Here is a 26,727-nt window from a genome sequence, read left to right as displayed (position 1 = left end):
GTTTTTAGTTTGCGGTGTTGGCACTCACCCGAATTCCTATTATCATTTGTACTAACGATGGCCGGTGTTTATCGGCCAATGTTCAATCTTTATATGTAGAGGGGGAAAGTGAATGGATGGCCAAAGCAACCTTTCACAGTGGATTCACATACGGCCGATTACCCTGGATGATTTTGAAAATGTCTTGGCATGGAGCAAGGATGACTCCTTCTGTGAAGCGAATGGATGGGAAATCAACAGAAGCTCTGAAGAATTATATAAATGGTGGCGCAATTGCGTAAATCATCCTGCCGAAGATTTTATTCGAATGGGAATTACGTTGAACGGGAAATTAATTGGATATGCAGATATGGCCTGCATGAAAGGTAATACGGCTGAACTGGGCATTGCAATTGGTGAGAGCAGGCTGTGGGGGCAGGGGATCGGATCTGCTTCGGCAAAGTGTATGATGGAATATGCATCGAAGAAGTTAGGAATTTCAATTTTTAACGCTGAAACTCACGAGGCCAACGCTCGTTCAAGAAAAATGCTTGAGAACTTAGGGTTCAAAGAAATAAGTCGAATAGGCAGTGAAGAATATCAAGGGATGAGGAGCGAACGAATTCAATATAGACTTATTTTTAATGGGGAAGCCTGAATGAAGAATCTACGCACAAGGCCTAAAACTCCTCCTTCAACCAGTAAAAATCCTTAAAGCTAGACGCTTTGATAACCTTTTGTCCAATTTGCCTTAACAACAATTCCTCGTCATATTTCCCAGAAATACTCAACATTCGACCAGGATAGACAATGGTTTCCCCGTTACGATCAACCACTAATGAAGCCCCGCCTAACTACCTCTCGCTACCTAATGTAAATTTTCGGAAAACATGCCATGAAATATCGAGAAATGAAACCCCTCCGGATGAATTCCGGTATTATTAGATAAACAAAGTTGCCAAGGAGGAACATGTCCATGGGAATGCTGTCGAGATTTACCGATATTATGCGAGCGAATGTGAACGCTTTGCTGGATCGGTCGGATGATCCGGAGAAGACGATTGATGAATATATGCGCAGCCTGCACAGCGACTTGGGCCAGGTGAAGGCGGAGACGGCCTCACTGCTTGCGGAGGAGCGGCGGGCCAAACGGACGCTGGATGAGTGCATTACGGAGGTCGCCAAGCTGCAGCGGTATGCCGAGAAGGCGGCGGAAGCAGGAAATGAAGCCGACGCCATCAAATTCCTGGAGCGTAAGGCGGAGACGGCCGTGAAGCTCGATGACTTGCAGCAGGCATATGAGCAGGCCGCTTCCGATGCGGCGAGCATGAAGCAGATGCAGGATAAGCTAGTCGCAGATATGGAGCGGCTCGAAGCAAGACGGTTGGAGCTCAAAGGGAAAATGGCCGAGGCGAGGCATCAGCAGCGCTTAAACGAGAGCGGCTCCTCCCGTGGCGACGTTGCTGGGGCGTTCCAATCGATGGAGGAGAAGGCGAACCGGACCCTGGACGAAGCGCTGGCGCTCGCGGAGCTACGGGCCGGATCGAAGGAAGACGATTTGGACGTGCTGATGGCGGAGCTTGAGGAACAGATGAAGCAACGCAGCGATGATAGCCATCCGGCAGCAAGTCCGGAAGCAGCCCCGGATGATCGCAGCGGCGAATCGAAACAGAAGGAGTAATGGTCTGATGGGAATTGAGGTGATCCGATGCCGGTAATTGAATACAAATGTCCGTACTGCGGCAGCGGGATGAGCTTTGATGCGGCGACGGGAACGCTGTCTTGCCCGGGCTGCGGAAACCAAGAACATATTGATCAGCTCCCCGATCCGATGAAGCAGCAGGTGTTTACGGAGGGTGAAGTCAAGGAATACCACTGCGGCAGCTGCGGGGCCGTGATCATGACGGATGCGGAGACCAGCGCAACGAGCTGCAGTTATTGCGGTTCCGCGGTAGTGCTCGCTGATCGGCTGACCGGAGAGCTTGCTCCGGCGATGGTCATTCCTTTTTCCATTAGCAAGGAGGAAGCGATCAAGGCTTTTCGAAAATGGTGCAGAAACGGCCTTCTCACGCCGCGGGGGTTCATGAACGCCAACCGGATCAAGAGCTTAACCGGCATGTATGTGCCGTTCTGGTTATATGAGCTGCATAACCGGGTGGAGGTACACGGTCACGCAACGAAGGTAAGAACATACACGCAAGGTGACTACGAATATACCGAAACGCAGCACTACGAGATCTACCGTAAGATGCGCTTGAATTACACGAAGCTTCCGCTTGATGCATCGGCGAAAATGGACGATGAGCTGATGGATAAGCTGGAGCCTTTTCCTTACGAGCAGCTGAAGGAATTCAAAACCCCGTATCTTGCCGGATATTTGGCGGAAAAATACAGCTACAACGACCAGGAGCTTCTCCCTCGGGCGAAAGAGAAGGTTCGCAGCTACATCGATGCGGCTATTTCGTCTGCAGTCGCCGGATATACAACGGTTAATTACACTAATAAACAGATTGATACAATGATGAAAAAAGCGGATTACGTCCTTCTTCCGGTATGGATGGTGCATTACGACTACAACAAAACCGTGTACACGTTCGCCATGAACGGTCAAACGGGCAAGGTGGTGGGCAGGCCGCCGCTCAGCAAGGCGAAGATCGCCGCGTGGTTCGCCGGGATATCCGGCGTGTCGTTCTTGTCCTTGAAGCTGATCGCCTGGATGATGGGAGGTGGGTTCTGGTGAGAAGACGACGGTCGTTGCTAAGGTTAGGATGGATTATGATGCTGGCGGTATTCCTTATGATGCCGCTTCGAACGGCAGCCGCTGCTGCCGAGGCCAAGCCGCTCATCTTTGATGACGCCGGGCTTTTGAGTTCGCAGGAGTATGAGGAGCTCAGCGCCTTGGCCCGCGAGTACGGAGCCGAACGGGAGACGGACTTTATCATTATTACTACAGACAATCCGGACAATGTGGATATCGAGATATTGATTGAGGATTTTTATGATACGTATGCGCCCGGGTATGACAGACCTCACGGCAACGCCGTAATTTTGGCGCTGGATATGCGCAACCGCGATGTGGAATTGCAAGGATATTACAAAGCCGAGGAATACCTCGACGATAACCGGCTGGATAAAATCCGCCGCAAGATCACGGGCGACTTATCGGATGGGGAGTATAAGAAGGCATTCGAAGCCTACATTATATCCGCGCATGAATATATGGGCTATGAGCCGGGATTCAATCCCGATAATCCGCTGTTCAATATATGGGTTCAGCTCGGCGGTGCTGTCCTGATCGGCGGATTGGCCGTCGGCCTGATGACGTACCGCGCCGGCGGCCGGGTGACGGTCAATCGCCGGACTTATGAGGATGCGAGCACCTCGGGCATTATTGATCAGGAAGATCGGTACATTCGAACGACGACAACAAGACGGGAGATACCCAAAAATGATGGAGGCAGCTCCGGCGGAGGCGTAACGAGCGGCGGCCATTCGCATAGCAGCAGCCGTGGGAAATTCTAAAGGAAGGGATGGAATCGTAGCATGGGATTTTTCAGAAATCAATTCTCCAACGTGGTGGAATGGGAAGAGTTTAGAGATGATATGATTTTTTGGAAGTGGAGCAACCGGGAGATCAAGAAAGGCAGCAGGCTGATCATTCGCGCCGGCCAAGACGCCATCTTTATGAACAACGGCAAGATTGAAGGGATCTTTGAAGATGAGGGCGAGTACAGTATCGATTCGGACATCATTCCGTTTCTGTCCACGCTGAAGGGCTTTCGGTTCGGGTTCAACAGCGGTATGCGGGTAGAGGTTCTGTTCGTCAACACGAAGGAGTTTACCGTCCGGTGGGGGACGCAAAATCCGATTCTGATTCCGACGCCCCAGCTTCCGGGCGGCATGCCGATCCGGGCTAACGGCACCTTCAATTTCAAAGTCACCGATTATGTGACGTTGATCGACAAGATTGCGGGCATGCGGGAGAGCTATCTGGTGGAGGATGTCAAAATCCGCATTACGTCCGTTTTGGATCAGCTCCTGATGAAATGGATCAGCCGTGAAGGCAAGAACATGTTCAATCTACAGGCGAATGCCTCCGAGATCGCCAAAGGCATCCGGGAGGACCTGGATATGGAAGTGATGGACAATGGAATCTCTATCACCGGCTTTCAGGTAATGAGCTTCAATTATCCGGCGGAAATCCAAGAGATGATCACGAAGACGGCATCCCATGAAATGATCGGCAATCTGCAGAAATACCAGCAGGTCAGCATAACGGACGGCATCGCTTCAGGTAAAATAAAGGGCGGAGGCGCTGCTTCGGATATGGCCGGCATGATGATGGGGATGAATATGGCCAATGAGATGATGCGAAACATGAATGCGAGCCCAAATCCGGGCCAGCGTGGCCCCGAGGGGGCGGAGGGCCAAGACCAAGCCCGGAACGACAAGCAGCATGCAGGCGGAGAATCCCAGTCATCGTCGCCGGCGTCTTCTTCCTCGGAAGGCAAGAGCAAACCGAACTTCTGCCCGAATTGCGGCGCGAAGAACGAGGGCTCCAACTTTTGTCCGAACTGCGGACATAAGCTGGGATAGTTTCAGGTAGAGCCTGGCGTAAAGTACAGCCATAAGCGGGAGGCTTTTGATAAGCGGCCAACTTATGGCTGTTTTTATCAGGATACCGCTATCTAATTAGTTGCTTGAATCTCATTGTAGATTCTACATTGGAGCTGCTTTCTAACCATTTTATAAAATGTATGCGCATACTTATTCATGGTATAATGTTTTTATGAAGACCATGATGCCTGGAAGCAGGATGCGTCTATCGACCTTGGGGGCAGGAGTGTTGCGGGGATGAGAGGATATAATGTGTGGCGGCCGTTAATCTTGATTGCGGGCGCGCTGCTGACAAACAGCTTGGTGACCAATTTATGCGTTTTGTTTGGCATGACGCCGGAATCGGCGAGTAATTTGGGGTTCATCGCGATGATTGCTGCTGCGTTCATCCTGTACAGCCGAATGACGAAGCATCAGCGTAGGAAATAAGAAGGTTCAGCTGTGAGCCGTATACGTACATATACAGAATGCATCATTATATATACTGAATGAGCACCTCGGAAGGGGTGCTCTTTTTGCTTTCAAATGAACGGAATAGGCGCATCCTAATGGAATGAGAGGATCAACTCTATTTTTTTCTTTCTCTATAAAATTCGTTGCTTCAACCACTGCATCACACCTCCTGTAATCCCTATGTTATCTATAAATGCGGATCTATTGCCTTCTTTCTGTTCAGGTGCTCTAAAATGCGGATGAAATGGCTATATACCAAGGCTTAAGCCATTCACCGCTTTACAGATGTACTTTGGCAAAAACACCCAAATTTTTGTTGAAAACGGTCTATATTATTAATATATTGTAAATAGCGCGAATCTACCATTCGGGCATATAAACCTAGGAGGGTCAACCTTAATGAAAAAAGGGGTCTTATCATTAATCAGTTTGGCGTTATCGGTCACCATGCTCGCGGGCTGCGGCGGCAAGCCAGCATCTGAGCCAACCGGAGGTGCCGGCTCGGACGCACCGAAGGCAAACTTCAAGGTCGGAATGGTTACCGACGCAGGCACCATTGACGACAAATCGTTCAACCAAGGGACGTATGAAGGTATTCTCAAGGCGAACAAGGACTTTAAAATCGAGTATAAATACCTGAAGCCGGCCGGAACAACGGAGGCCCAATATACCAATGAGATCGTCAACCTGTACGATGCCGGATTCAAATTCATCGTAACGCCTGGCTTCAAGTTCGAGACGGCTGTGCATAAGGCACAAGAGAAGTATAAGGACGCAAAATTCGTCCTGATCGACGGATCTCCTCGTCCTAATCCGGATGCGGATCCAGAACTTAAAGAGAACACCGTAGCCATCTACTTCGCCGAGCAGGAGTCCGGCTTCCTGGCGGGCGTTGCGACAGCCCTTCACGTGAAGGACGGACAGGCCGGCTTTATCGGCGGCATGAAAATTCCTCCGGTGCAGAAATTCAACTGGGGCTTCCAGCAGGGCGTGAAATACGCGAATGAGAGCCTGGGGACGAAAGTGACGATCAACAAGGAAAATGTCGTGTATCAGGGTACCTTTGATGATGTTGCCGCAGGCAGCCAGCTGGCCGCCCAAATGTACGACCGCGGCGTGAATGTCATCTTCGCTGCCGCAGGCGGCGTTGGCGTTGGGGCGATCAACGAAGCCAAGACGCGTGTGCAGAACGGCAATGACGTATGGGTTGTCGGCGTAGACGTCGACCAGTATCAAGACGGCGTGTATGAAGGCGACAAATCTGTGATCCTGACTTCCGCAGTGAAGAAGATTGACCAAGCGGCTTACGACATGATCAAAGCCGAAACCGAAGGCAAGTTCCCTGGCGGACAGACGATCACGCTGGATGCGAAGAATGACGGCGTCGGCCTTCCGGCTGAAAATCCAAACTTGAGCGAGGACATTCTCAAGCAAGTGGATGAAGTGTTCAATAAGATCAAAGCCGGCGAAATTACGGTGGCGGCAGAGCAAGGCGACCTGATCGAATAGTCAAGGGAGCGCCCTGCTCGGGGTTGCCGGGCACATTTGAATGGATAACCGCAATGCGTTAAAAAAAGACGGACTTCCCTCCGTCTTTTTTTAAGGTAAGTGGGAATAGGATTGGAACAACAGACGGCATCTACCAAATATGAAGGAGAGGACGCTAAACCATGGACTATGTTGTCGAGATGGTGGGCATCCGCAAGGAATTTCCGGGCATCGTGGCCAATGACGACATCACGCTTCAGTTGAAGAGAGGGGAGATCCATGCGCTGCTCGGCGAGAACGGCGCGGGGAAATCAACCCTGATGAGCATTCTGTTCGGCATGTACCAGCCCGACCGCGGAGTCATTAAGGTCAACGGCCGGGAAGTGAGGATTTCGAATCCGAACGTGGCGAACAGGCTCGGCATCGGGATGGTGCACCAGCACTTTAAGCTCGTTGAGGCGTTCACCGTGACGGAGAACATTATACTGGGCAGCGAGACGCGTCGAGTGGGGATGCTAGATATCAGGACCGCTGCCAACCGAGTGGAGGCGTTGTCCAAGCAGTACGGTCTGAACGTGGACCCGCACGCCAAAATCGAGGACATCTCGGTTGGCATGCAGCAGCGCGTGGAAATTCTCAAAATGCTGTACCGCGATGCGGAGGTGCTGATCTTCGACGAACCGACCGCGGTGCTGACGCCGCAGGAAATCGAGGATTTGCAGGGCATTATGAAAAATTTGGTTCAAGAGGGCAAATCGATCATCCTGATCACCCATAAGCTGAAGGAGATCAAGGCGGTGGCTGACCGCTGCACCGTCATCCGGCGCGGCCGGACGATCGGCACCGTCGACGTGGCTGATACGAGCCGGGAGACGATGGCCGAGATGATGGTCGGCCGCAGCGTTTCCTTTAAGGTCGACAAGCAGGAGAGTCGACCGGGAGAGACGGTGCTCGATATTCGCTCGCTGACCGTGAAGAACAGCAAGAAGGTCGATGCGCTTAAAGCCTTCTCGCTTGAGCTGCGTGCCGGCGAGATCGTCGGCATTGCCGGGGTGGACGGTAACGGGCAAACCGAGCTGATAGAGGCTATCACGGGTCTGCGGCAGGCAGAGAGCGGCAGCGTGATCCTGAATGGAAAGGATATTACCGGGCTGTCCGTGCGCCAGCGCAATGAGAGCGGCATCGGGCATATCCCCGAGGACCGTCAGAAGCGCGGGCTTGTACTGGACTATACGCTGGAAGAGAATTTGATTCTGGAAGTCTACAAGCGGCCCCCGTACTCCAAGAACGGGCTATTGCAGCGAGCGGCCATCCGCAAGCATGCGGAGCATATCATTCAGAGCTTCGATGTCCGTTCCGGGGAGGCCGGCCGCTCCATCGTCCGCTCCATGTCCGGGGGGAACCAGCAGAAGGCGATCATCGGCCGCGAGGTCGAGCGGGATCCGGATCTGCTGATCGCGGTTCAGCCGACGCGCGGTTTGGATGTCGGCTCGATCGAATATATTCACAGACGTCTTGTGGAGCAGCGGGACAAAGGAAAAGCGGTGCTGCTCGTATCCTTGGAGCTCGATGAGGTGCTGAACCTGTCCGACCGCATCGCGGTCATCAACAACGGCGAGCTGGTCGGCGTGGTCAACGCTTCCGAAACGAACGAACAAGAGCTGGGCCTCATGATGGCCGGGTATCATAAGGAGGAGGGCAGCGCATGAATAACAGCATAAAATCACTGCTGGCCGTCCTCTTCGGCCTCCTGGCTGGGGCGCTGCTGATGGCGGTGACCGGCCACAATCCGGTGGAAGGCTACAAATTCCTGATCCAGGGCGGGCTGAAGAGCCCGGAGAGGATCGGCAACACGCTGGCGACGGCAACCCCGCTTATCTTGACGGGCTTGTCGGTTGCTTTTGCCTTCCGGACGGGGCTGTTCAACATCGGGGCCGCAGGCCAGATGCTGTTCGGCGGCTTCTGCGCGACGGCAGTCGGCCTGTCGGTGGATCTGCCGCGGGCCTTGCTGCTGACGCTGATGGTGCTGGCCGGATTCATCGGCGGCGCTTTGTGGGCGCTGATCCCCGGCATTTTGAAGGCCCGTTACAACGTGCATGAGGTCGTATCGACCATCATGATGAACTGGACGGCGTATTGGACCGTGTATTACGTCATTCCGGGATATTTTAAAGGGGAAAGCCTGGAGACGGAATCCCGTCAGCTCCCGCCGGAGGCGATGCTTCACGCGTCCTGGCTGAGCGATATGTTCCAGGGCTCGTACATCAATCTCGGCTTTTTTATCGGGGTGGTGGCCGTTCTGGTCGTCGCCTTCCTGATCAATAAAACGACGCTCGGCTATGAGCTGAAGGCGGTCGGATTCAACCGCCACTCGGCCGAATACGCAGGGATTGCGGTGAAGCGCAGCATCGTGCTGTCGATGTTCATCGCCGGCGGCATTGCCGGCCTTGCGGGCGTGGCGCAGTACGCCGGGAATGCGTCGAGCCTTCAGATCGGCGTCTTGCCGAGCCAGGGCTTTGACGGCATTGCCGTTGCGCTGCTCGGGGCGAACGCGCCGCTTGGCGTGATGGTCTCCGCGCTCTTCTTCGGCGTGCTGTACTCGGGCCGGGGATTCATGAATGCGATGACGGAAATTCCGCCGGAGATCGCCGATTCGATTATTGCCATCATCATCTACTTTGCGGCGACAAGCATTCTGATCGAGCGCCTGTTCCGCAAGTGGAAAGTGCGCAAGTCACGAGCACCGCACAGCGCGGCAAATAAAAAGCAGGGGGAACGAGAACATGTGGACAACGCTTGAACAGATTTTTCCGTATGCCATCGTCTTCACCATCCCGCTGTTGATAACCGCCTTGGGCGCGCTGTTCAGTGAACGAAGCGGGGTCGTGAATATCGGCCTCGATGGACTGATGATCGTCGGTTCCTTTATTGGAGCCTTTGTCGTATCCAAAATGCAGGCGCAGTTCGGGGGAAGCTGGTGGGTGCTGTGGGTCGGACTTCTGGCCGCAGCGGCGGCAAGCGCCCTGTTCTCGCTCCTTCACGCCTTTGCGAGCATTAATCTTAGCGCCAACCAGATCATCAGCGGTACGGCAATCAATATGATTGCGGGCGCCCTGACGATCTTCCTGGCCCGGAATATTACGGGGAGCGGCAACATCCGCATTACGAGCGGCTTTAGACCGTTTGATTTTCCGATTTTGTCGGATATTCCGATCATCGGAGATCTGTTCTTTACGAACACTTACATTACGACGTGGCTCGTGCTGATCCTGCTATTGGTGAGCGCGTTTATCCTGTACAAGACGCCGTTCGGTCTGCGCCTAAGAGCTTGCGGCGAGCATCCGCACGCAGCGGAGGCTGCCGGAATTCGGGTACGCGCCATGCGGTATGTCGGCGTCATGATTTCCGGCGCTTTCGCCGGGCTTGGCGGTGCCGTTATCCTGATGACCTATTCCGGCGAATTTACCGGCAACGTCGCAGGTTTGGGCTTCCTCGCCCTGGCCTCGCTCATCTTCGGCCAATGGAAGCCGTTCGGCATTCTGGCGGCAACGTTCTTCTTCGGATTTGCGAGCACCGTGGCGAACGTCTCGCAGGTTATTCCGCAGCTGGCCGTGATCCCGCCGGTGATCCTGAAGATTTTCCCTTACGTGGTCACCTTGATCGCATTGGTCATTTTCTCGAAGTCCTCCAATGCGCCTAAGGCCGTCGGGGAGCCGTTCGACTCAGGCAAGCGATAGGATTTTGACGAAAAAAGAAACCTCCGATAGGACCTCCGCCTGGAAGGCTGGGTCTAACGGAGGTTTTTTTACATAGGATTCACTTTCTATTAGATCGGCCAAAACAATTCTGGTATATATAGTAAATAAGGCTGAAAATCTAATAGAGTTGAGGAGTGAATACCTGAATGCGCATTCGATTCCAGAAGGGCCGAAAACCACTTAGTGTACTTCTTGCTATTGCTATGCTGGTAAGTATTCTTGTTCCTTTCGGATCCGTGCAGGTAGCGGAAGCTTCGCCTCGGAATGATCAAGTGGTCATCAGCCAGGTTTATGGGGGCGGCGGGGGCAACGGGGCGGTCTATGCCAACGATTTCATCGAGTTGTTCAACCCTACGGGACAGGCCGTGGACCTTACAGGCTGGAAGGTACGTTATGCAAGTGCAGCAGGTGATTTTAATAACACAACCTCTTTAACAGGTAGCATCGAGCCTTACCAATATCTATTAATTCAGCAAAGCGGGGGCAACACAGGTCTGCCTCTTCCAACACCCGATCTGACAGGGAACTTGGCCCTAGCCGCCAGTAACGGCAAGGTAGACCTGGTGAACGCAGCAGGGGAGCGCGTCGATCTGATCGGCTACGGCTCCGCAAGCGATTCGGAAACCAAGCCGACGGCTGCGTTATCCGCCGGCACGGCGGCGATTCGGAAAGAATTGACCGCAGGTCAGCCAGGGAATCGCGGTTTGGATACGGACAACAATGCAGAAGATTTCTACGTTGGTTCACCGGACCCTCGAAACAAATCATATCAGGCTACGCCCGGAAATCCCGGCAGCGGCTTAGGCAGGGTAACGGCCTCCCCGGAACCGAATGCCTGGCCGGCAGGGACAGAGATTAAGCTGGCCCCGCCTACGGTAGGCGCCTCGGTCTATGCGGATGTGTACGTTTCGGGTAACGCCGGCAGAGGGTTTGAGCTCGTAGACGGTCCGATCGTCATCAACGAGCCGACCCGAATCGATGCGTTTGCCGCTATGGAAGGCGTTCCGGATGGGCCGGTAACGTCGTTCCAATATGATATTTTGAAGCAAACATCGGTTGCGGAAGCGAGAACCAAGTCTAAAGGCGAACACGTCTGGACGGAAGGCATCATCACGCATATCGAAGGCAGAGAAACTTATATCCAGGACGATACGGCCGGCATCGTGCTCTACGATTATCCGATTGGCGCAGGAGTGGGTGATCGGGTCAGCGTGGCCGGCGTGATGGAAATCTACAACAATTTGCAAGAGATCAAGCCGCATGCGCTGCTGCCGTATAACGTGACGGACAGCAACGTCGGACCGCCGCAGGCGGTACGGATTAGCGGAGCGGATCTTGCTGCAGACAAAGGGGAAGCTTACGAGGCAAGGCTGGTTTATTTGGAGGATGTGTCCATTAAGTCCGAGAATCGGGCGGGCGAGTTTACGGCCGAGCAAGGCGGGCACGAATTCATCATTTATTCCGGTCTGTCGAAGCTTGCTCCGGGTAAAACCTTCAGCCGGGTAACGGGCGTGGTGAAGCAGTACGACAATATCTACGAGCTGATCCCGCTAAGCAATGATGCCTTGATTGAAGACTTGTTCTCCGTGATCGCAAGCCCGGGGCCAGGCCCGATCATGATCGGAAGCACGGTAGAGCTGTCGAGTCCGACGACTGGAGCCAGCATCTATTATACGGTGGACGGAACGACTCCGACGACGGCAAGCACGCTGTACACCAAGCCGATTCAAGTGGACCGCGACATGACCATCAAGGCCATCGTGGTCTCTGGCACGAATGTGAGCAAAGTGTATGAGTTTGCTTACAAGGCGACACAGCAGCCGCGCATTGCGGACATTCAAGGCGAAGGACACGCCTCGCCGTATAATGGGCAAACCGTAAAGGGCATTGAGGGTATCGTTACGCAATACGGCTATACCTTCTCCAATGGCAGCATCAAGGGCTTCTATATCCAGGATGCAGAGCCGGATAATAATCCGAACACCTCCGATGCGATTTTCGTGTTTGGGACGGGCAGTACTAACCTGCCGGATGTAGGCGACCTTGTGTCCGTTACCGGCAAAGTGGCGGAATATAACGAAGGAAGCTCGTCCAATCTGACCTCAACCCAGATCGAGCTGCAATCGCTCACCGTAATCTCGGAAAATCAGCCGCTGCCGGAGCCGGTTACGCTGGGCAAGGGCGGGCGGCCGATCCCGGCATCGATCATCGATAATGACGGATTCCAGGTGTTCGATCCGGAAGAAGACGCTATCGATTTCTACGAATCGCTTGAAGGGATGCGGGTCAGACTGCCGGAGCCGACGATTATTAGTCCGTATTGGACGAGCAGCGGCACCTACAACATTCCGACCCGTGTCGAAAATAACGTTCCGGACGTCATTACGCCGGCAGGCGGTCTGGTGCTGAAGGAGCAAGGCAACTTCAACCCGCAGCGCCTGATCATCGCTTACGGGAATCCGGGGCAGGAAGTGAGCACGGGCGATACGTTTGCCGAGGATGTCATCGGCGTGATCGGATACAACAGCGGCAATTTCAAGGTCATTCCTCCAAAAGACGGGCTGCCTGCGATCGAAGGCGGTTCCTTTGAACAAGAGGTATCCACGATCGACGTGAAGGATGACCAGCTGCGCGTGGCGACCTATAATATCGAGAACTTTTACCCTGGCGTGGGCTCCGCCAAGATCAACAAGCTTGCGGATTCCATCGTGAGTCATTTGAAATCCCCGGACATCATTGGACTGGTCGAAGTTCAGGACAACAACGGGGAGAAGAATGACGGCACGACCGCGGCGGATCAAAGCTATCGGGCGCTGATCGAAGCGATCAAAGCGGCCGGCGGACCGGAGTACAACTTCACGGACATCGATCCGGTCAACAACAAAGATGGCGGTGCACCGGGTGCGAATATCCGGGTTGGCTTCCTCTATAACGCCGACCGCGTCAAGCTGTCGGAGAGCGTGAACGGCAAGAAAGGCTCCTCGACGGATGCGGTTGCCTATGATGCGGCCACGGATCAGCTTACCTACAATCCGGGCCGGATCGAACCGGAGAACAGCGCGTTCCATGCATCCCGCAAGCCGCTGGCCGCCCAGTTCGAATTCCGCGGCGAAAAAGTGATCGTCGTAGCGAATCACTTCAATTCGAAATCCGGAGACCAAGGGCCTTTCGGCAGCACGCAGCCGCCACTGCTATCCAGTGAGGCTCAGCGCCATCAGATTGCGGCTGTCGTGAACGGCTTCGTCAAGGATGTGCTGCAGGGCAATCCTGACGCGAATATCATCGTTCTGGGCGATTTGAATGATTTCCAGTTCACGCAGACCGGAACGATTCTGAAAGGCAATGAGCTCGACAATCTGATCGACATTCTGCCGCCGGGAGAGCGGTATACGTATACGTACGATGGCAACTCGCAGGTGCTTGACCATATTCTGGTCAGCAAGAATCTGACGAAGTCGGCTGAGGTTGACGTTGTCCATCTTAACGCCGATTTCCCGGCCTCCAAAGGCCGCGTGTCCGACCATGATCCGGTGGTCGCGCAGCTGGACCTGACGGGCGAGGCCGCTTCGGGCTTCCCGCTGACGATTCTGCATACGAACGATACGCACGCGAATCTGGATACCGTCAGCTCGCCCGACAACATCGCGCGCCGGGTGACGGCCATTAAAGAAGCGAAGGCTTCAGCGGTGAATCCGCTGCTTGTGGATGCGGGGGATGTATTCTCCGGGACGCTCTATTTTAATCAATATGAAGGACAAGCCGATCTGGCGTTCATGAATCTGGTTCAATACGATGCGATGACCTTCGGAAACCATGAATTCGACAAAGGATCCGAGGTGTTGAACGCATTCATCGAGAACGCAAAATTCCCGTTTGTGTCTTCGAATGTGAACTTCTCGGCAGATCCTGTGCTTCGGGAGAAATTCAACGATGGCGTCACGCGGGATGCCAAAGCCGCCAACATTTATCCGGCGGTCATCATGGAAGTGGACGGCCAGGAGGTCGGCCTGATCGGCCTGACCACCGAAGACACGGCGAACATTGCCTCTCCGGGGCCGGTCACGTTTGACGATGCCGTACAGAAGGCTAAGGATACCGTCGCGATGCTTCAGCAGGAAGGCATTAACAAAATCGTCGTGCTGTCGCACTTGGGCTACGACGTCGACGTAAACCTGGCCAAGGCCGTGGAAGGCATCGATATTATCGTGGGCGGGCACAGCCACACCAAGCTGGATCAAGCCGTCGTGGATCGTACGGACAGCGAGCCGAAGCTGATCGTACAGACCGGCGAGAAGGGTCAATTCCTAGGCAGGCTGGAAGTCGTGTTCGACGACGAGGGTGCTCTGCAGGATTGGAACAGCCGCTTGATCTCGGTTGATGAAAAAGATAGCAGCGGCCAGTACGTGATCCAGCCGGATGCCGAGGCGCTCAACCTTCTGAATACGAAATATAAGCCGGGCGTAGAGGAACTGAAGCAGACGGAGGTCGGCTATACGGAGGTTAAATTAAACGGTGTCCGGGCCGATGTGCGGACGAAGGAGACCAATCTTGGAAACCTGATTGCCGACGGCATGCTGGATGCGGCGCGGGCAGCGGGAACGAATGCGGTGATCGCGCTGCAGAACGGCGGAGGCATCCGGGAGTCGATCGAAGCCGGCAAGGTTACGATGGGCGACATCATGACGGTCCTGCCGTTCAACAACGATCTGGTTACCATCACCCTGACCGGTCAGGAAATTAAAGAGGCGCTGGAAAACGGAGTGTCCAAAATCCCTGCCCAGGACGGACGGTTCCCGCATATTGCCGGCATGAGGTTCTACTATGATTCCACGAAACCGGCCGGTGAGCGTGTGCTCCGCATGGAAGTGAAGGGCAAGAACGGCTATGAGCTGATCGATCCGAAGCAATCGTACGAGGTTGCTACGAACGCGTTTACCGCCAAGGGCGGCGATTTCTACGCATCGCTAGAGAAGGCCTATCAGGAAGGGCGCGTAAAGCTGCTTTATCTTCCGGACTATGAGGTTTTCTCGGGTTACGTGAAAAAGGTAGGCACGATTACGGACAAAACCTCGGCAGTCGAAGGCCGGATCGTTGACTTGAAGGGAGCACCGCTTCCTGGAGGACCGGATCCAGGGCAGCCAGGACAGCCAGGGCAGCCTGGCCAGCCGGGAAATCCAGGCACACCGGGTTCCCCTGGACCGGCAACCCCTCCGGTGAACCCGCCGGGTACCGGCACGCCATCGCCTGCAGAGCCGGGCAAAGTCAAGGTGCAGGTTCAAGTGAAGGATGGAGAAGCTTCCGGCACGGTGACCGGGTCTGCCTTGAAGGATGCGTTGAAGCAGCCGGCTGGCGGAAAAGTAACGGTCGAGGCCGTTAGCGCGCAGCCTTTCCAATCCACTTCGATTACGGTGGATAACGAAGCGTTGCAGGCTTGGCTTGCCCAAGCAGGCGTCCAGGTGCTGAGCGTCGTAACGCCTTACGGAAGCTTCGAACTGCCGAAGAAGGAGATTAACCTTCAGGAATTGGCGAAGCAGATTGGGACGGATACCGCCGGGATTCGCCTGGTTGTCCGGGTGGCCAAGGATACCGACGCGCTGAAGGCAGCTGCAGCCCAGGGCTATCGCCCGCTGCAAGCGGTGAACTACGCTGTAGAGGCGCATGCTTCCAGCGGCAAAACCGCGCAGTTGAATGAGTATGCCTCTTACGTGAAACGCTCGGTCGCGGTGGATCAGACCGGGCCGGCCAATTCGCTGGCGGTGGTGCGTCTGAACGAGGGACGCTACACACCGGTGCCGTTCAAAGTGAATGGGCAGCAGGTCGATATCTACAGCCGGGAGAGCGGGACTTATCTTGTTCTCCGGAATACGGCCACGTTCCCAGACATCGGTTCCCACTGGTCGAAGGGGGACGTTGAATCACTCGCTGCCAAGATGATCGTAACCGGACGTTCGGAGCAAGCCTTCGTGCCGGATGCTCCGATCACGCGGGCGGAGTTTGCAGCGCTGATTGTAAGGGCACTCGGTCTGAGTGCTGCTGCGGGACCGGGTTCCTTCGAGGATATATCGGTATACGATTGGCATGCCGGTTCGATCCGGGCGGCTGTGGAAGCGGGCATCGTCAATGGTTATTCGGACGGCACATTCCGGCCGGACCGGACGATTACGCGCGAAGAGATGGCGGCTATGGCGCATAAGGCGCTGGAATACGCCGGGTACGAGCAAGGCGGCGATGTGCCAATCCGCTTCGCTGATGAGGCTCATATCGGTGCTTGGGCCGAGGAAGCGGTGCAAGTTTTAGGCGAGCTTGATATTCTGAACGGCGATAACCGACAGCGGTTTGCGCCGAAGTCCCATGCAACGCGAGGCGAGAGCGCCGCGGTGCTGAACCGGATGCTGGGCAAGCTGACCTTTGCGAAGTAACATGGGCGCACATCATCGTGCGAAATGTACGGCAGCGTGTCGCGCTGCTGTGAGGATTGACCGCAAAAGAGCTGTTCCCTGTGGGAACGGCTCTTTTTTTTTTGTACCCAAATGTGACCCATCTGCGTCCATAACTGTGTTAAGGGTAAAAGGAGGTCTGAAACACCATGCAGACATATTCGCTCCGGCCGGGCGGGGATATTGCGGAAGCCTATGAACTTTACGGCGGCATGCTGTTCAAAATTGCGATGGTATACCTTGGAAACAAGCAGGATGCCGAGGAAGCCATGCAGGAAACGTTCATCAAGCTGATGAACAAAGCACCTGTGTTCACAGACAGGGAGCACGAGAAAGCCTGGCTGATCCGGGTGATTACAAACCAGTGCAAAAACATGCTGTCCAGTTTGTGGCGCAAACGGGTGACCCGAATGGAGCATATGGACGATTACTTCGAGGAGCCGTCGGAACGTCTGCTTATGGATCATGTGATGGGCCTGCCTTTTAAATACAAGTCGGTTATTCATCTGTTTTATTACGAGGATTATTCGGTGCGGCAAATCGCCGGCATTCTCCAGATCAGCGAATCTGCCGTCAAGATGCGTCTTCAGCGCGGCAGAAAGCTGCTGCGAATGGACCTGGAAGGGGAGGAGCGCCCATGAACCGGAATGATTACAAGAAATTGATAAATCGTATAGAACCTGATCAAGGATTGGAGGAACGTCTCATGAATGGAATCCGAGAAAAAGAGCAAGAGAAACATCCGCCGATAAGGAGAAGCCGGATCGGCATGGCTGGCGTTGGCGCTGCCGTTATGCTAGGCGTGGTGCTGGTGATATCGATCATCTGGCAGACAGAGAATACGCCTATAGCGGAAGCGCCTGCTGTGACGCCGACCGTGAGCGATGGCCAGGACGCACTGCCCGGGATGGAGGGTCCTCGGGATCCGGCCGAAGCCGGGCACGAGAAGGTGGAGCTTCCTGCGATCGAGCTTCCGAAAGACGACGGCGTCATGATGGATATGATCGGCCTGGTCGTCTATAAAGGCAACATTTACACCCAGACAGGGACGCAGATCACGGCCGAGACGGCCAAGGAGCTGCGCGGAGAGAAGCTCGGCAGGACGACGGCGGGCATTACGGAATGGAGCACGCAGGCGGATTATACGGAGCTTGCCTCCACCATCGGCGAGGCGGATATTTACGCGGTACAGGGGTACGATGAGACGTTTCGGATCATGTCCTATGAAGAGCACGACGGTCAGGTCTTTGCCGAGTTATATGAGCATTTGAATGGCATTACCGTTATGCGGGGTGAGGATATCGCGGGCAAGCTTAAGCTTGACGGCCGGATCGCCTCAGCGCAGTGGCAGGACTTTGACAGCTGGAATATGGGGGAGACCCGTCTCGAGGAGCTGCCCGCGGATGCTTCACTGGACGCTTTCATCAAGGCGTTATATGAGGCAAAGCCGGTTGCGGAGAACCAGCTGATGGAAGCCGGAATATACGATGCCGGTTCGGGTGAACAGAAATTCTTATATCTGAATCTGGAGGATGGAACCAAGGTAGAGCTGCGGCTGTTCAAAAGCGGGCCTTATGCAAAATACAGCCATGCGCAGGTGTTTTTCGAAATGGATGCCGAGGCCTTCGGCGCGCTATGGGATCGCATGGAGTAGCATAAATGGAGTGCCTTTGATTATAGGAAACGTTGACTTTATGAAAAAAGAGCGACCCTTGGGGCCGCTCTTTTTTTGGGTCACTCGTTGGATGAGCCAGCCGAGCTGATGCAAATGGGTTGAGTTACCGCGGATGAGACGCTGGGTTCAACGGATGAAGCCGGTTTAACTTTGATTCGAGGTGATTCCATGTTGGTCCAATGTTGGTCCAATGTTGGTTCAATGTTGATCCAATGTCGATTCCATGTTGGCTTGGTGGTTGGCCCATTGTTTGTTCGATGATGTTGGCTCATTGCTGCGACATGGACGAGAGGTACGACCTGGTAACCCGAGGGCCTTCGGCCTTCGGGTCCATTCGGAGTTTGCCGGATCAGAACGGATTCAGCACATGATAGAATACGTTTGGCGACGCCATCCGGTAATAGTGGCTGCACCAGCCGACGCCTTTGTGGTTGAAGCGGTTGGTGGTGCTGAACACGAGCCGCTCCTGCTCCAGCTCCTCGAGCCGCGGGATTCGTCCGTCCACATAATCAAGAATGCGGAGCGATGCGGTGTCCAGGCGGGTGAGGACGCCGCCGTAGCGGATATCGATGACCTCCCAGCCGAAAGGCTTGAACATCCGGTGCCACTGGATGCGGTGCGAGGCGCGCAGGTCACGGACGGCATCCGCGATGGCAGGAAGCACGCTTTTGGCGATTTGCCGCAGCGACTCGTGATCCTTGGCATCATAGGCATGCTTCAACGTAATGCCGATTTCGCTTTTGCGCTTCAATACGGCGCTCAGCTTTTCCGGCATGTCGAACAGATAATCCAGCCCGGCATCCGGGCAGCGCTTGTCGCGAATGCGCTGCTCCAGCTCCGCGTAATGGTTCGCGAGGTCCAAGCCCTCAATCTGCTTGTCGAATAAACCGAGAAGCACATCCTGGTACAGCAGAAATTTAGATGGATTACTTTGCTTCGCATTGTTCGGCTCCTGGCCCGGAATTTCGTCCAGATCTTTGAGCAGCAGAAAGGTGTCCATCTCGATGCCCGTGCAGAATTTTACCCGTTCGGCCAAGTGGGCCCAGGAGGGTTTTTGCTCCGAGTAGGCATGCTCTGCGTATAACTGAAGGCCCAGCAGGGCCGCGAACGGATTGCCCTCATTTCCGTCGTCTCCCCACATGGTTGCGTATACCTCGCGGATGCCCTCCTGCTTACACATCTGCAATGCGACATCGGATGCGTTAAGGGAGAGCCCGTAATTGACGCCGAACGTATTGAAAATCCAAACCGCGCCGGCAAAGACGAGGTTGCAGCCGAGAGGACGGTGATTTGCGATCAACTTCTCATAGTCCCCCGGCTCCATGTGGGTATAGTCCCAGTACACCATGTCCACGTCCTTCGGGATGCGGCGGGCCATCTCTTCCGGGATCGAGGTGTCCTTAGCGTAATATGCCGCATCGCCGCCTCCGCCTGAAGCGAGCTTGAGGAACATGTCGCTCCACATCATCGGCTTGAGTCCGCGCTTGCGGACGGCAGCCAGCACTTTGTCCAGGTGCGCGAGCATGATGTCGAAGCGGCTCTCATATCCGTTCAGGTCCAAATATTTGCCGCGGCCGAGCTCCTCCGCCTCGTCCATGCCGATGTGGATTTTCTTGCTGCGGAACGGGGCGGTGGCTGCTTCGATCATCCGTTCAATAAGGGAATCGGTTCGCTCGCTGCCAACGAGCAGCGCTCCCTTCGTATCGCGGTAATGCTTGATCGGCTCCCACTTCAGGAATTCCTCCAGATGTGCCAAGGTCTGGATGCTCGGGAACGCCTCAATGCCGAATTGATCGGCATAGTCGTCGATTTCCCGCAGCTCCTCCTGCGTATAGCGGCCCCGCATATATCCAAAATAGGGCTCATCATCGATCTCGTACGTATCCTCCATATACAGCATGACGGTATTCATGCCCATTAAGGCGAGTTTATTCAGCATCAGCTTGAAGCTCTCTACCGTGAGCACTGCATTGCGGGACAGGTCGAGCATAGGCCCGATCTGGTCGAATTGTTGTTGTTCCCGAATATGGAAGGCTTCGCGCTGGCGGCTGTGCTGAACGAGCAGGCCCAATCCACGGAAGAATTGATGCTTCGCCCCATAGCGGATGTAGGCATGGTCCGCTTCGCGGCCGACCACGAGTTCGCCCTCCGACTGTCCGATGCGGACAGGAAATCCGTCCTCACTCATCTCCACGCCAAGCTCATGCAACAATATCCGGGCACCGGATTCAATATCCGCGGTTAGGCCCTCGAAACGTAATTTCATCGAGATAATCCCCCTGTTTCACGATTTTTACGTCACAACATTATATCATTATAATGTTTAATGGTATTGCAATCGTGGGCGGAAAGCAATAAGGATTTTATCAAGCCGGGCTGAACCGGTTTCTTAACAGCAATCTGTAACTCATTCCAAATCCGCGGTATCGAATCGAGGAAAAAATTCTGTTGACACTGGTAAATTACGGGTGTATTTTAGATACAAATCGTTTTTGCAAAAACGTTTTGCATACCAAGCTACTACCCCAATCGATCGTTTATGTTATTATGATATCGCTTACACGGATTACATATGATTTCATTCGAGATAAGGAGATAACCATGGCAGCAACCATTAGAGACGTCGCCCGCGAAGCGGGAGTGGCAGTATGTACCGTATCCTTCGCGATGAATGGATCGGCCCATGTGGCCGAAGCGACGAAGAAACGCATTTTTGAAGCAATCGAGAAGCTGAATTACCGGCCGAATCAATCGGCGCGCGGATTAGTGACCAAGAAGACGAACAACATCGGCTTGGTCGTCGAGGACACCGTAGACGGGCTGGAGAACAGCATTCTTCTTGACGTGATCAAGGGTCTCGGGCAGGCGACGGGAGATAATAATTACGATCTGCTGCTCTCCTTCCAGAAGCCCAGCACAAGCAAGCTTGCGGATCATCTGCTCGACGTGTACCGGAAGCAGTCGGCCGACGGCCTGATTTTGATGGGGGCAGCCATCAATCAGCCATTCGATGAATTGATCAAGAACCGCTTCCCGTTCGTGCTGCTTGGAAGGCCCGCCATCCCGGGTCTATGCCACAGCGTTAACGCGGATAACGAACAAGGGGCATACGAAGCGGTGAAGTATTTAGTCGGCAAGGGCCACCGCCGCATTGCGCTTATTACGCCATGCACGCTGGAGGTGGATGCCTCGCTTGACCGGTATAACGGGTATCGTCTGGCGATGGAGGAATTCGTGGGCCGGTTCGACGAGCAGCTGGTTGCCATCGGTTCGTTCGAGCAGGACAGCGGATATGCGGAAACCGAGAAGCTGCTGAGCCTGAAGGACCGCCCAACCGCTATTATCGCAGGCCGGGACGTCATTGCCTCCCGCGTTGTGGAGCGGGCGCAGGAGCTCGGCTATGCAGTGCCGGACGACGTAGCGGTCATCGGCTTCGACAATACCGTCGTATCCCAGCTGGCCCGTCCGTCCATCACCTCGATCGAGCTGCCGATGCGACAGATGGGACTCGAAGCGGCGAAGCTGCTGATGAAGCTGATCGACGGCGAGATCGGCTTTGATGATATCCAGACCATTGTACTGCCTTGCACCGTGTGCGAAAGAGAATCGACCTGATAACGAATAGATTTCGTTGGACGGTTCTTTTTTTAAGCCATACAAAAACGTTTTTGTACCCCATCGTCATTGAAGGGAGTGATGCAGGTCAACTTGATCAGCTTAGACTTCACATAAATGTAAGCGAATACATTGAACGCTTAGGGGGAGTGAAAGTCATGTTTCCATTTCGAAGATTCGTTAGCCTCATCCTGATCACCTCGCTCATTACGCTGCTCGCCGCTTGTTCCGGCGGCAGCGCCAACCGTGCCGAACCGGCACCGACTCCCGTTAGTAACGACAATAACGACAATACGACACCCGCAGAACCTGCTACCGGCCAGCCGGCAGCACCATCAAAAAGCGGCACCATCCAGATCTCCTTGCGCGGAGCCTCCGCTGAAGTATGGGGCAAGGTAGCCGAAGCCTATATGGCGAAGCATCCTGACGTTAAAGTCGTCGTGGATATCAAGCCGGCCGAGGGGTACCGGGATTGGTTGCAGGCCCAGTTTGCCGCCGGGGAACCGGAGGCCGATTTTGTGAACACGAATGAGAACAGCGATCTGAATGAAGACCAGAAATTCGTCGATTTCAAGCCTTGGCTGGAGACGGAGAACCCCTATACGGGGAAGCTCTGGAAGGAAAGCTTCAATCTTGACGGCATGGGCGTCAATTTGGATGATCCTAACCTGCAAACGCTGCAAGCGCTGAACTTCGAATCGGTGCAAATTTTGTGGATGTACAACAAAGAGATGTTTGAGAAGGCCGGCATCACAGACACCCCGAAAACCTTTAACGAGCTGACCGCGGCTTTTGACAAGCTGAAGGCAGCAGGGTACATCCCGTTTACGATCGGCGGCAATGCGCTCTCCTTATGGAGCGGTCAGGCAGGTTGGCTGATGCGCATTTATCCGGACCAGTATTTCCGCGACTATGTGGAGCTGATCCGGTCCAAGCCGGAAGATTATACCTATATGCCGAGCATCGACGATAACTGGAAGTTCGATCTAAACGATCCGTACAACGATTCCCGTTCCAATGTGTCGACGAATGAGCTGCGGATGTATAAGGCAATCAAAGACAAGGTCGGTCCATACAAAGTCGAGGGCAATCCTGCTTGGCGCGAGGTGTTGACCAATCTGAAGACCTTGTTCAGCTACGCACCCGAGGGATTCATGGGCATGTCGGAGGAGCAGGCCTACAAGCTGTTCCTAACCGGCAAGGCCGCAACCATGGTTGCGCTGCCGTCCTCTTATTGGCAGCTTCCGAAGGATTTTGCCGATGCGGAGAAGACGGGCGAGAGCGGAGGCGTAAAATCATTCGATTTCGGATTCTTCAACATGCCTTCCATGGAAGGGGAGCTGGTGCAGGCGCCTGCTAGAACGATCCATATCTATACCGGTTTTTACGGCTTTGTCAAAAAGAATGCGGAGCAGACCGCACTGAACATTGATTTCATGATGTATCTGACCAGTCCGGAAGGATACAAGGTATACCTTGAGGCTGTTCAAAACTCCAAGGATGCTTCCTTAAGCGGCGCTCCGCTGTTAAACGATATCGAGCTGCCGGAGGAAATGAAGAAGACATTCGAGTCGTTCGACGCGATCGGAAACACGGAAGGACTGAACAGCCCGGGCAATGTGCTGGCGCGCGGTCTCCACGACTATCAGCCGTCCGTGCAGAGCTACATCGGCCTCATCTCCAAATATTTCAACGATGAAATCGATGTGGACCAATTGCTGAAGCAGTACCAGGCCGACATTGATGCCAAGTTTGAGGCTATGCTGAAGGAACGCAAGAAGGAGCTCTCCGACCTTGAGCATCCGGAGCGGCAGCCGCCGGTTAGGCAGTAGCATGCGAAATCGTGAAGCGCAGGGTACCGTTTTAAACAAAAAGGGGTACTCGTATCGAACGGTCCTGCGTTTCCACTTGGCATGGAAGGGAGTGTGAACATAAGGTTATGCGGGCAATCAAATCCATCCTATTAGTACTGCTGCTGCTATGTCTGTGGATCCCGCCGATTTATGCCTCCGTGCCGATCTGGACCATGGAGCAGGGGCTGACGATCAAAGCGGTGTCCATCTCCGAAGACGGCGAGCAGGTGGCGGTCGGCACGCAGAATGCAACCGCAATATTGCTTCAGCAAGATGGCACGCAGCAGTTCGAATTTGCGGCAAAAAACGTCGTTACCGGTGTCGCGCTTCTGAATGACGGGCAGATGCTGGTCTCCTCCGACGACCGGCATCTGTATAAGCTTGATGCGAAGGGCGAGGAGATCTGGAGCCGGGATTTCCGAAAAATGATCAAGAATTTATCGGCAACACCGGACGGCAAACGAGTGATCATAACGCTCCACAACGAAAGCGTGATTCGTTTGCTGGACGAACAGGGAGAGGTGCTGCAAGAGATCCCTGTGGGCATCGCCGTGAAGACAGCAGCCTTATCGCCGAATGGGCAATGGCTGGCAGCGGGTGCGGCCAATCAGTATGCTTATATGTTCGGCCCTTCCGGAGAGCAGCTATTTCAGATCCCCCTAGATGGTGATATCCAGCATGTGGCTGTCAGCGACAATGGCACGCTGGTCGTAGGATCGTCCAACAACAAGGCGGTCATCTACTCGTCCGAAGGCGACAGCCTTGGCGAATTGGTGACCAAGGACAAGGTCACATCTGTCCATATCACCAATGATGGAGCATTTGTTGCGGCCGCTGATTATTCCGGCAATTATTACGTGGCGGACGAGGGCGGCTCTCTGCTGTGGAGCACGAAGGAGGTTGGTGCCGGCCAGCAAATCCGATTCAGCGCTGACGGCACGAGGCTCTTTGCAGGATCGGATCAAGGAGCCGTTTTCCAATATGAAGTCGGAGCCGTGCTTGCGCAAGGCAAACAAGCGGCGATGACTCAGAAGATGCTTCAAATCGGGGCGGTCGTGGTCTCCATCGTGCTGATCGCACTGTTGTTCCTGTGGCTTTGGCGCAAGAAGCCCCACATCCTTCAGCGATTGTGGAGGAGCAAGCTGGCCTATGCCATGCTTCTGCCGAGCTTCACGCTTCTGATCATATTCCTGTATATCCCGGCTTTCTCCGGCTTGATTCATTCCTTATATGACTGGAATCCGGGGGCCAGGAGCGAATTCATCGGCCTGGACAATTTCAGGCGCATGCTGAATGATCCGTACGTCACTAAAGGCGTGGGCAATCTTCTGATCCTGATCGTGACCGGGCTGATTAAGGCTCTCATCCCTCCGCTGATTGTAGCGGAGCTGATCTACCATCTGAGAAGCAAGAGATCACAATACGTATTCCGTACGTTCTTTGTTATTTCCATGGTCATTCCATCCGTCGGCATGCTGCTGGTCTGGCAGGATATGTATGATCCGAACATCGGTCTCGTGAATCAGGTTCTGCGGATGATCGGGCTCGGATCGCTTAGCCATGCATGGCTGGGAGACCCGAATACCGCGCTGTGGGCTATCATCATGATGGGCTTCCCGTTCGTCGGCATTCTTCAGCTGCTGGTGCTCTACTCGGGGCTGATCGCCATTCCGGACGAGGTCATTGAAGCGGCCAGGATCGACGGGGCCAAATCCTTCCGGATTATCCGCACCATCCATCTGCCGCTGCTGGCCGGGCAATTCAAGCTGCTGATCGTGCTCGGGCTGATCGGCATCATCCAGGACTTCGGCTCGATTCTGATCGTAACGGGGGGCGGGCCGGCGGATTCAACCTACGTACCGGCGCTGCAGATGTATTTTGCCGCTACGAAATTCAATGATCTGGGGTATGCCTCGGCGCTCGGCGTCAGCATGTTTGCCATCATAATGATCATTACGGTCATCAATATGAAATTTATCAAAACGAATACGGACTAGGAGGGGAGCGGCATGAATACCAAGGCAAGGCTTGTTCAGCAGTCGGCGCTTTATGTGCTGCTTACGGTTTTTGTAGGATTAACCCTCGCCCCGATCGTCTTTACGCTGATCTCATCCTTCAAAAATAACGCCCAGATTCTAGGAGGCATCTGGACGCTGCCCGTCCCGGCGCAAATCGGCAATTATGCGGAAGCGTTCGCGGCCATTTGGCGCTACACCTTGAACACCGTGCTGTATGCGGCGGTGGGAGGCACGCTCGTGGTGGCCTTGTCCGCTGTGGCGGGCTACACCTTTGCCAAGAAGGAATTCCTCGGCAAGGAGTTGCTCTTCATGATGATGCTCGCGATCATGATGATCCCGGGCGTGATGACCCTTATCCCGTCGTACGTGCTGTATGCGAACCTGGGCCTGGTCAATACGCCCTGGGTTATTATTATCAGCGCCGCGGCTGGAGGACAAATCTTCGGCACGTTTCTGTGCAGAAGCTTCATGGCGGGGATTTCCAATGAGCTGTTTGATGCGGCCAAAATCGACGGCGCAGGCGAATTCGTCGTTTTTACGAGAATGGTGCTGCCGTTGTCGGTTCCGGTTCTCATGACCCTGATGATCATGCAATCGGTCGGTATTTACAACGACTATATTTGGCCGCTGCTCACGATCAAATCGAACAGCATTCAGATGATTGGCGTCGGTCTTACGCAGTTTACGAACCAGTTCGGCATATCCAACATGGGCGTGGAATTCGCAGCTTATATCATTTCGGCGATTCCGCTCGTGCTGCTGTTCAGCTTCGGGATGAAGTACTACATTCAAGGGGTTACGCAGGGTGCCTTGAAAATATAAACGACGGACCAA

The 26,727-nt window shown here is 54.4% G+C and carries 18 protein-coding genes; 17 read left to right on the top strand and 1 reads right to left on the bottom strand.

The window, feature by feature from the left end; genetic code table 11:
* Positions 1-112 precede the first annotated feature (112 nt).
* The 13 genes from NST44_RS03570 (at position 113) to NST44_RS03510 (ending at position 18,386) form a co-directional block, all read left to right on the top strand.
* The gene (locus NST44_RS03570; RefSeq protein ID WP_340897847.1) at positions 113-637 is read left to right on the top strand and encodes a GNAT family N-acetyltransferase; all 525 of its coding nucleotides are present in this window, start codon (positions 113-115) and stop codon (positions 635-637) included.
* Between the two features lie 318 nt (positions 638-955).
* Positions 956-1,660 carry a PspA/IM30 family protein gene (locus NST44_RS03565; RefSeq protein ID WP_340897846.1) on the top strand — a complete coding sequence of 235 codons (705 nt, stop codon included), beginning with the start codon at positions 956-958 and terminating at the stop codon, positions 1,658-1,660.
* 27 nt (positions 1,661-1,687) lie between these two features.
* On the top strand, positions 1,688-2,719 hold the full coding sequence (locus NST44_RS03560; protein WP_007132645.1) for a TFIIB-type zinc ribbon-containing protein: 1,032 nt from the start codon (positions 1,688-1,690) through the stop codon (positions 2,717-2,719).
* Positions 2,716-3,501, top strand: a complete 786-nt coding sequence (locus NST44_RS03555; RefSeq protein ID WP_040740253.1) for a TPM domain-containing protein — start codon at positions 2,716-2,718, stop codon at positions 3,499-3,501. Before NST44_RS03560 ends, NST44_RS03555 begins: the two co-directional genes overlap by 4 nt.
* Positions 3,502-3,522: 21 nt before the next feature.
* The gene (locus NST44_RS03550; RefSeq protein WP_007132643.1) at positions 3,523-4,575 is read left to right on the top strand and encodes an SPFH domain-containing protein; all 1,053 of its coding nucleotides are present in this window, start codon (positions 3,523-3,525) and stop codon (positions 4,573-4,575) included.
* A 258-nt stretch (positions 4,576-4,833) separates the two neighbouring features.
* Positions 4,834-5,025, top strand: coding sequence for a hypothetical protein (locus NST44_RS03545; RefSeq protein WP_007132642.1), 192 nt, complete (start codon positions 4,834-4,836; stop codon positions 5,023-5,025).
* Between the two features lie 423 nt (positions 5,026-5,448).
* The gene (locus tag NST44_RS03540) at positions 5,449-6,558 is read left to right on the top strand and encodes a BMP family lipoprotein (protein WP_007132641.1); all 1,110 of its coding nucleotides are present in this window, start codon (positions 5,449-5,451) and stop codon (positions 6,556-6,558) included.
* Positions 6,559-6,719: 161 nt separating this feature from the next.
* Positions 6,720-8,246, top strand: coding sequence for an ABC transporter ATP-binding protein (locus NST44_RS03535; protein ID WP_007132640.1), 1,527 nt, complete (start codon positions 6,720-6,722; stop codon positions 8,244-8,246).
* Positions 8,243-9,337 carry an ABC transporter permease gene (locus tag NST44_RS03530; RefSeq protein WP_007132639.1) on the top strand — a complete coding sequence of 365 codons (1,095 nt, stop codon included), beginning with the start codon at positions 8,243-8,245 and terminating at the stop codon, positions 9,335-9,337. The genes NST44_RS03535 and NST44_RS03530 overlap by 4 nt, the downstream gene beginning before the upstream one ends.
* The gene (locus NST44_RS03525) at positions 9,321-10,274 is read left to right on the top strand and encodes an ABC transporter permease (protein WP_007132638.1); all 954 of its coding nucleotides are present in this window, start codon (positions 9,321-9,323) and stop codon (positions 10,272-10,274) included. The genes NST44_RS03530 and NST44_RS03525 overlap by 17 nt, the downstream gene beginning before the upstream one ends.
* A gap of 167 nt (positions 10,275-10,441) precedes the next feature.
* Complete coding sequence (locus tag NST44_RS03520; RefSeq protein ID WP_340897840.1) at positions 10,442-16,714, top strand: 5'-nucleotidase C-terminal domain-containing protein; 6,273 nt, start codon at positions 10,442-10,444, stop codon at positions 16,712-16,714.
* Positions 16,715-16,881: 167 nt separating this feature from the next.
* A complete protein-coding gene (locus NST44_RS03515; RefSeq protein WP_210094271.1) occupies positions 16,882-17,373 on the top strand; it encodes an RNA polymerase sigma factor in 492 nt (163 codons plus the stop codon).
* 65 nt (positions 17,374-17,438) lie between these two features.
* Positions 17,439-18,386: a hypothetical protein gene (locus NST44_RS03510; RefSeq protein ID WP_244869055.1), complete on the top strand. Its 948-nt coding sequence runs from the start codon at positions 17,439-17,441 to the stop codon at positions 18,384-18,386.
* Between the two features lie 370 nt (positions 18,387-18,756).
* Here the strand turns inward: NST44_RS03510 and NST44_RS03505 are convergent, their stop codons facing one another.
* On the bottom strand, positions 18,757-20,673 hold the full coding sequence (locus NST44_RS03505; RefSeq protein ID WP_210094269.1) for a beta-N-acetylhexosaminidase: 1,917 nt from the start codon (positions 20,671-20,673) through the stop codon (positions 18,757-18,759).
* 335 nt (positions 20,674-21,008) lie between these two features.
* Between NST44_RS03505 and NST44_RS03500 the strand changes: the two genes are divergently transcribed.
* The 4 genes from NST44_RS03500 (at position 21,009) to NST44_RS03485 (ending at position 26,715) form a co-directional block, all read left to right on the top strand.
* Positions 21,009-22,022 carry a LacI family DNA-binding transcriptional regulator gene (locus tag NST44_RS03500; protein ID WP_007132633.1) on the top strand — a complete coding sequence of 338 codons (1,014 nt, stop codon included), beginning with the start codon at positions 21,009-21,011 and terminating at the stop codon, positions 22,020-22,022.
* 158 nt (positions 22,023-22,180) lie between these two features.
* A complete protein-coding gene (locus tag NST44_RS03495; protein ID WP_028404137.1) occupies positions 22,181-23,854 on the top strand; it encodes an ABC transporter substrate-binding protein in 1,674 nt (557 codons plus the stop codon).
* A gap of 107 nt (positions 23,855-23,961) precedes the next feature.
* The gene (locus tag NST44_RS03490) at positions 23,962-25,872 is read left to right on the top strand and encodes an ABC transporter permease subunit (protein WP_340897837.1); all 1,911 of its coding nucleotides are present in this window, start codon (positions 23,962-23,964) and stop codon (positions 25,870-25,872) included.
* 12 nt (positions 25,873-25,884) lie between these two features.
* Positions 25,885-26,715: a carbohydrate ABC transporter permease gene (locus NST44_RS03485; protein WP_007132630.1), complete on the top strand. Its 831-nt coding sequence runs from the start codon at positions 25,885-25,887 to the stop codon at positions 26,713-26,715.
* The last annotated feature ends 12 nt before the right edge of the window (positions 26,716-26,727 follow it).

Origin of the sequence: Paenibacillus sp. FSL W8-0919, assembly GCF_038003785.1 — a bacterium.
In the GTDB taxonomy this organism is placed as follows: Bacteria; Bacillota; Bacilli; order Paenibacillales; family Paenibacillaceae; genus Paenibacillus_AQ; species Paenibacillus_AQ lactis.
The sequence above is the reverse complement of the archived record's forward strand: the minus strand, read 5'-3'. Positions and strand labels throughout refer to the sequence as shown.

Bases quoted from the DNA above. Each gene is read 5' to 3' on its own strand.
- NST44_RS03530 (WP_007132639.1), top strand. From the start codon at position 8,243: ATGAATAACAGCATAAAATCACTGCTGGCCGTCCTCTTCGGCCTCCTG.
- NST44_RS03570 (WP_340897847.1), top strand. From the start codon at position 113: ATGGATGGCCAAAGCAACCTTTCACAGTGGATTCACATACGGCCGATT.
- NST44_RS03505 (WP_210094269.1), bottom strand. From the start codon at position 20,673: ATGAAATTACGTTTCGAGGGCCTAACCGCGGATATTGAATCCGGTGCC.
- NST44_RS03545 (WP_007132642.1), top strand. From the start codon at position 4,834: ATGAGAGGATATAATGTGTGGCGGCCGTTAATCTTGATTGCGGGCGCG.
- NST44_RS03550 (WP_007132643.1), top strand. From the start codon at position 3,523: ATGGGATTTTTCAGAAATCAATTCTCCAACGTGGTGGAATGGGAAGAG.
- NST44_RS03525 (WP_007132638.1), top strand. From the start codon at position 9,321: ATGTGGACAACGCTTGAACAGATTTTTCCGTATGCCATCGTCTTCACC.
- NST44_RS03535 (WP_007132640.1), top strand. From the start codon at position 6,720: ATGGACTATGTTGTCGAGATGGTGGGCATCCGCAAGGAATTTCCGGGC.
- NST44_RS03515 (WP_210094271.1), top strand. From the start codon at position 16,882: ATGCAGACATATTCGCTCCGGCCGGGCGGGGATATTGCGGAAGCCTAT.
- NST44_RS03485 (WP_007132630.1), top strand. From the start codon at position 25,885: ATGAATACCAAGGCAAGGCTTGTTCAGCAGTCGGCGCTTTATGTGCTG.
- NST44_RS03560 (WP_007132645.1), top strand. From the start codon at position 1,688: ATGCCGGTAATTGAATACAAATGTCCGTACTGCGGCAGCGGGATGAGC.
- NST44_RS03510 (WP_244869055.1), top strand. From the start codon at position 17,439: ATGAATGGAATCCGAGAAAAAGAGCAAGAGAAACATCCGCCGATAAGG.
- NST44_RS03500 (WP_007132633.1), top strand. From the start codon at position 21,009: ATGGCAGCAACCATTAGAGACGTCGCCCGCGAAGCGGGAGTGGCAGTA.
- NST44_RS03540 (WP_007132641.1), top strand. From the start codon at position 5,449: ATGAAAAAAGGGGTCTTATCATTAATCAGTTTGGCGTTATCGGTCACC.
- NST44_RS03520 (WP_340897840.1), top strand. From the start codon at position 10,442: ATGCGCATTCGATTCCAGAAGGGCCGAAAACCACTTAGTGTACTTCTT.
- NST44_RS03495 (WP_028404137.1), top strand. From the start codon at position 22,181: ATGTTTCCATTTCGAAGATTCGTTAGCCTCATCCTGATCACCTCGCTC.
- NST44_RS03565 (WP_340897846.1), top strand. From the start codon at position 956: ATGGGAATGCTGTCGAGATTTACCGATATTATGCGAGCGAATGTGAAC.
- NST44_RS03490 (WP_340897837.1), top strand. From the start codon at position 23,962: ATGCGGGCAATCAAATCCATCCTATTAGTACTGCTGCTGCTATGTCTG.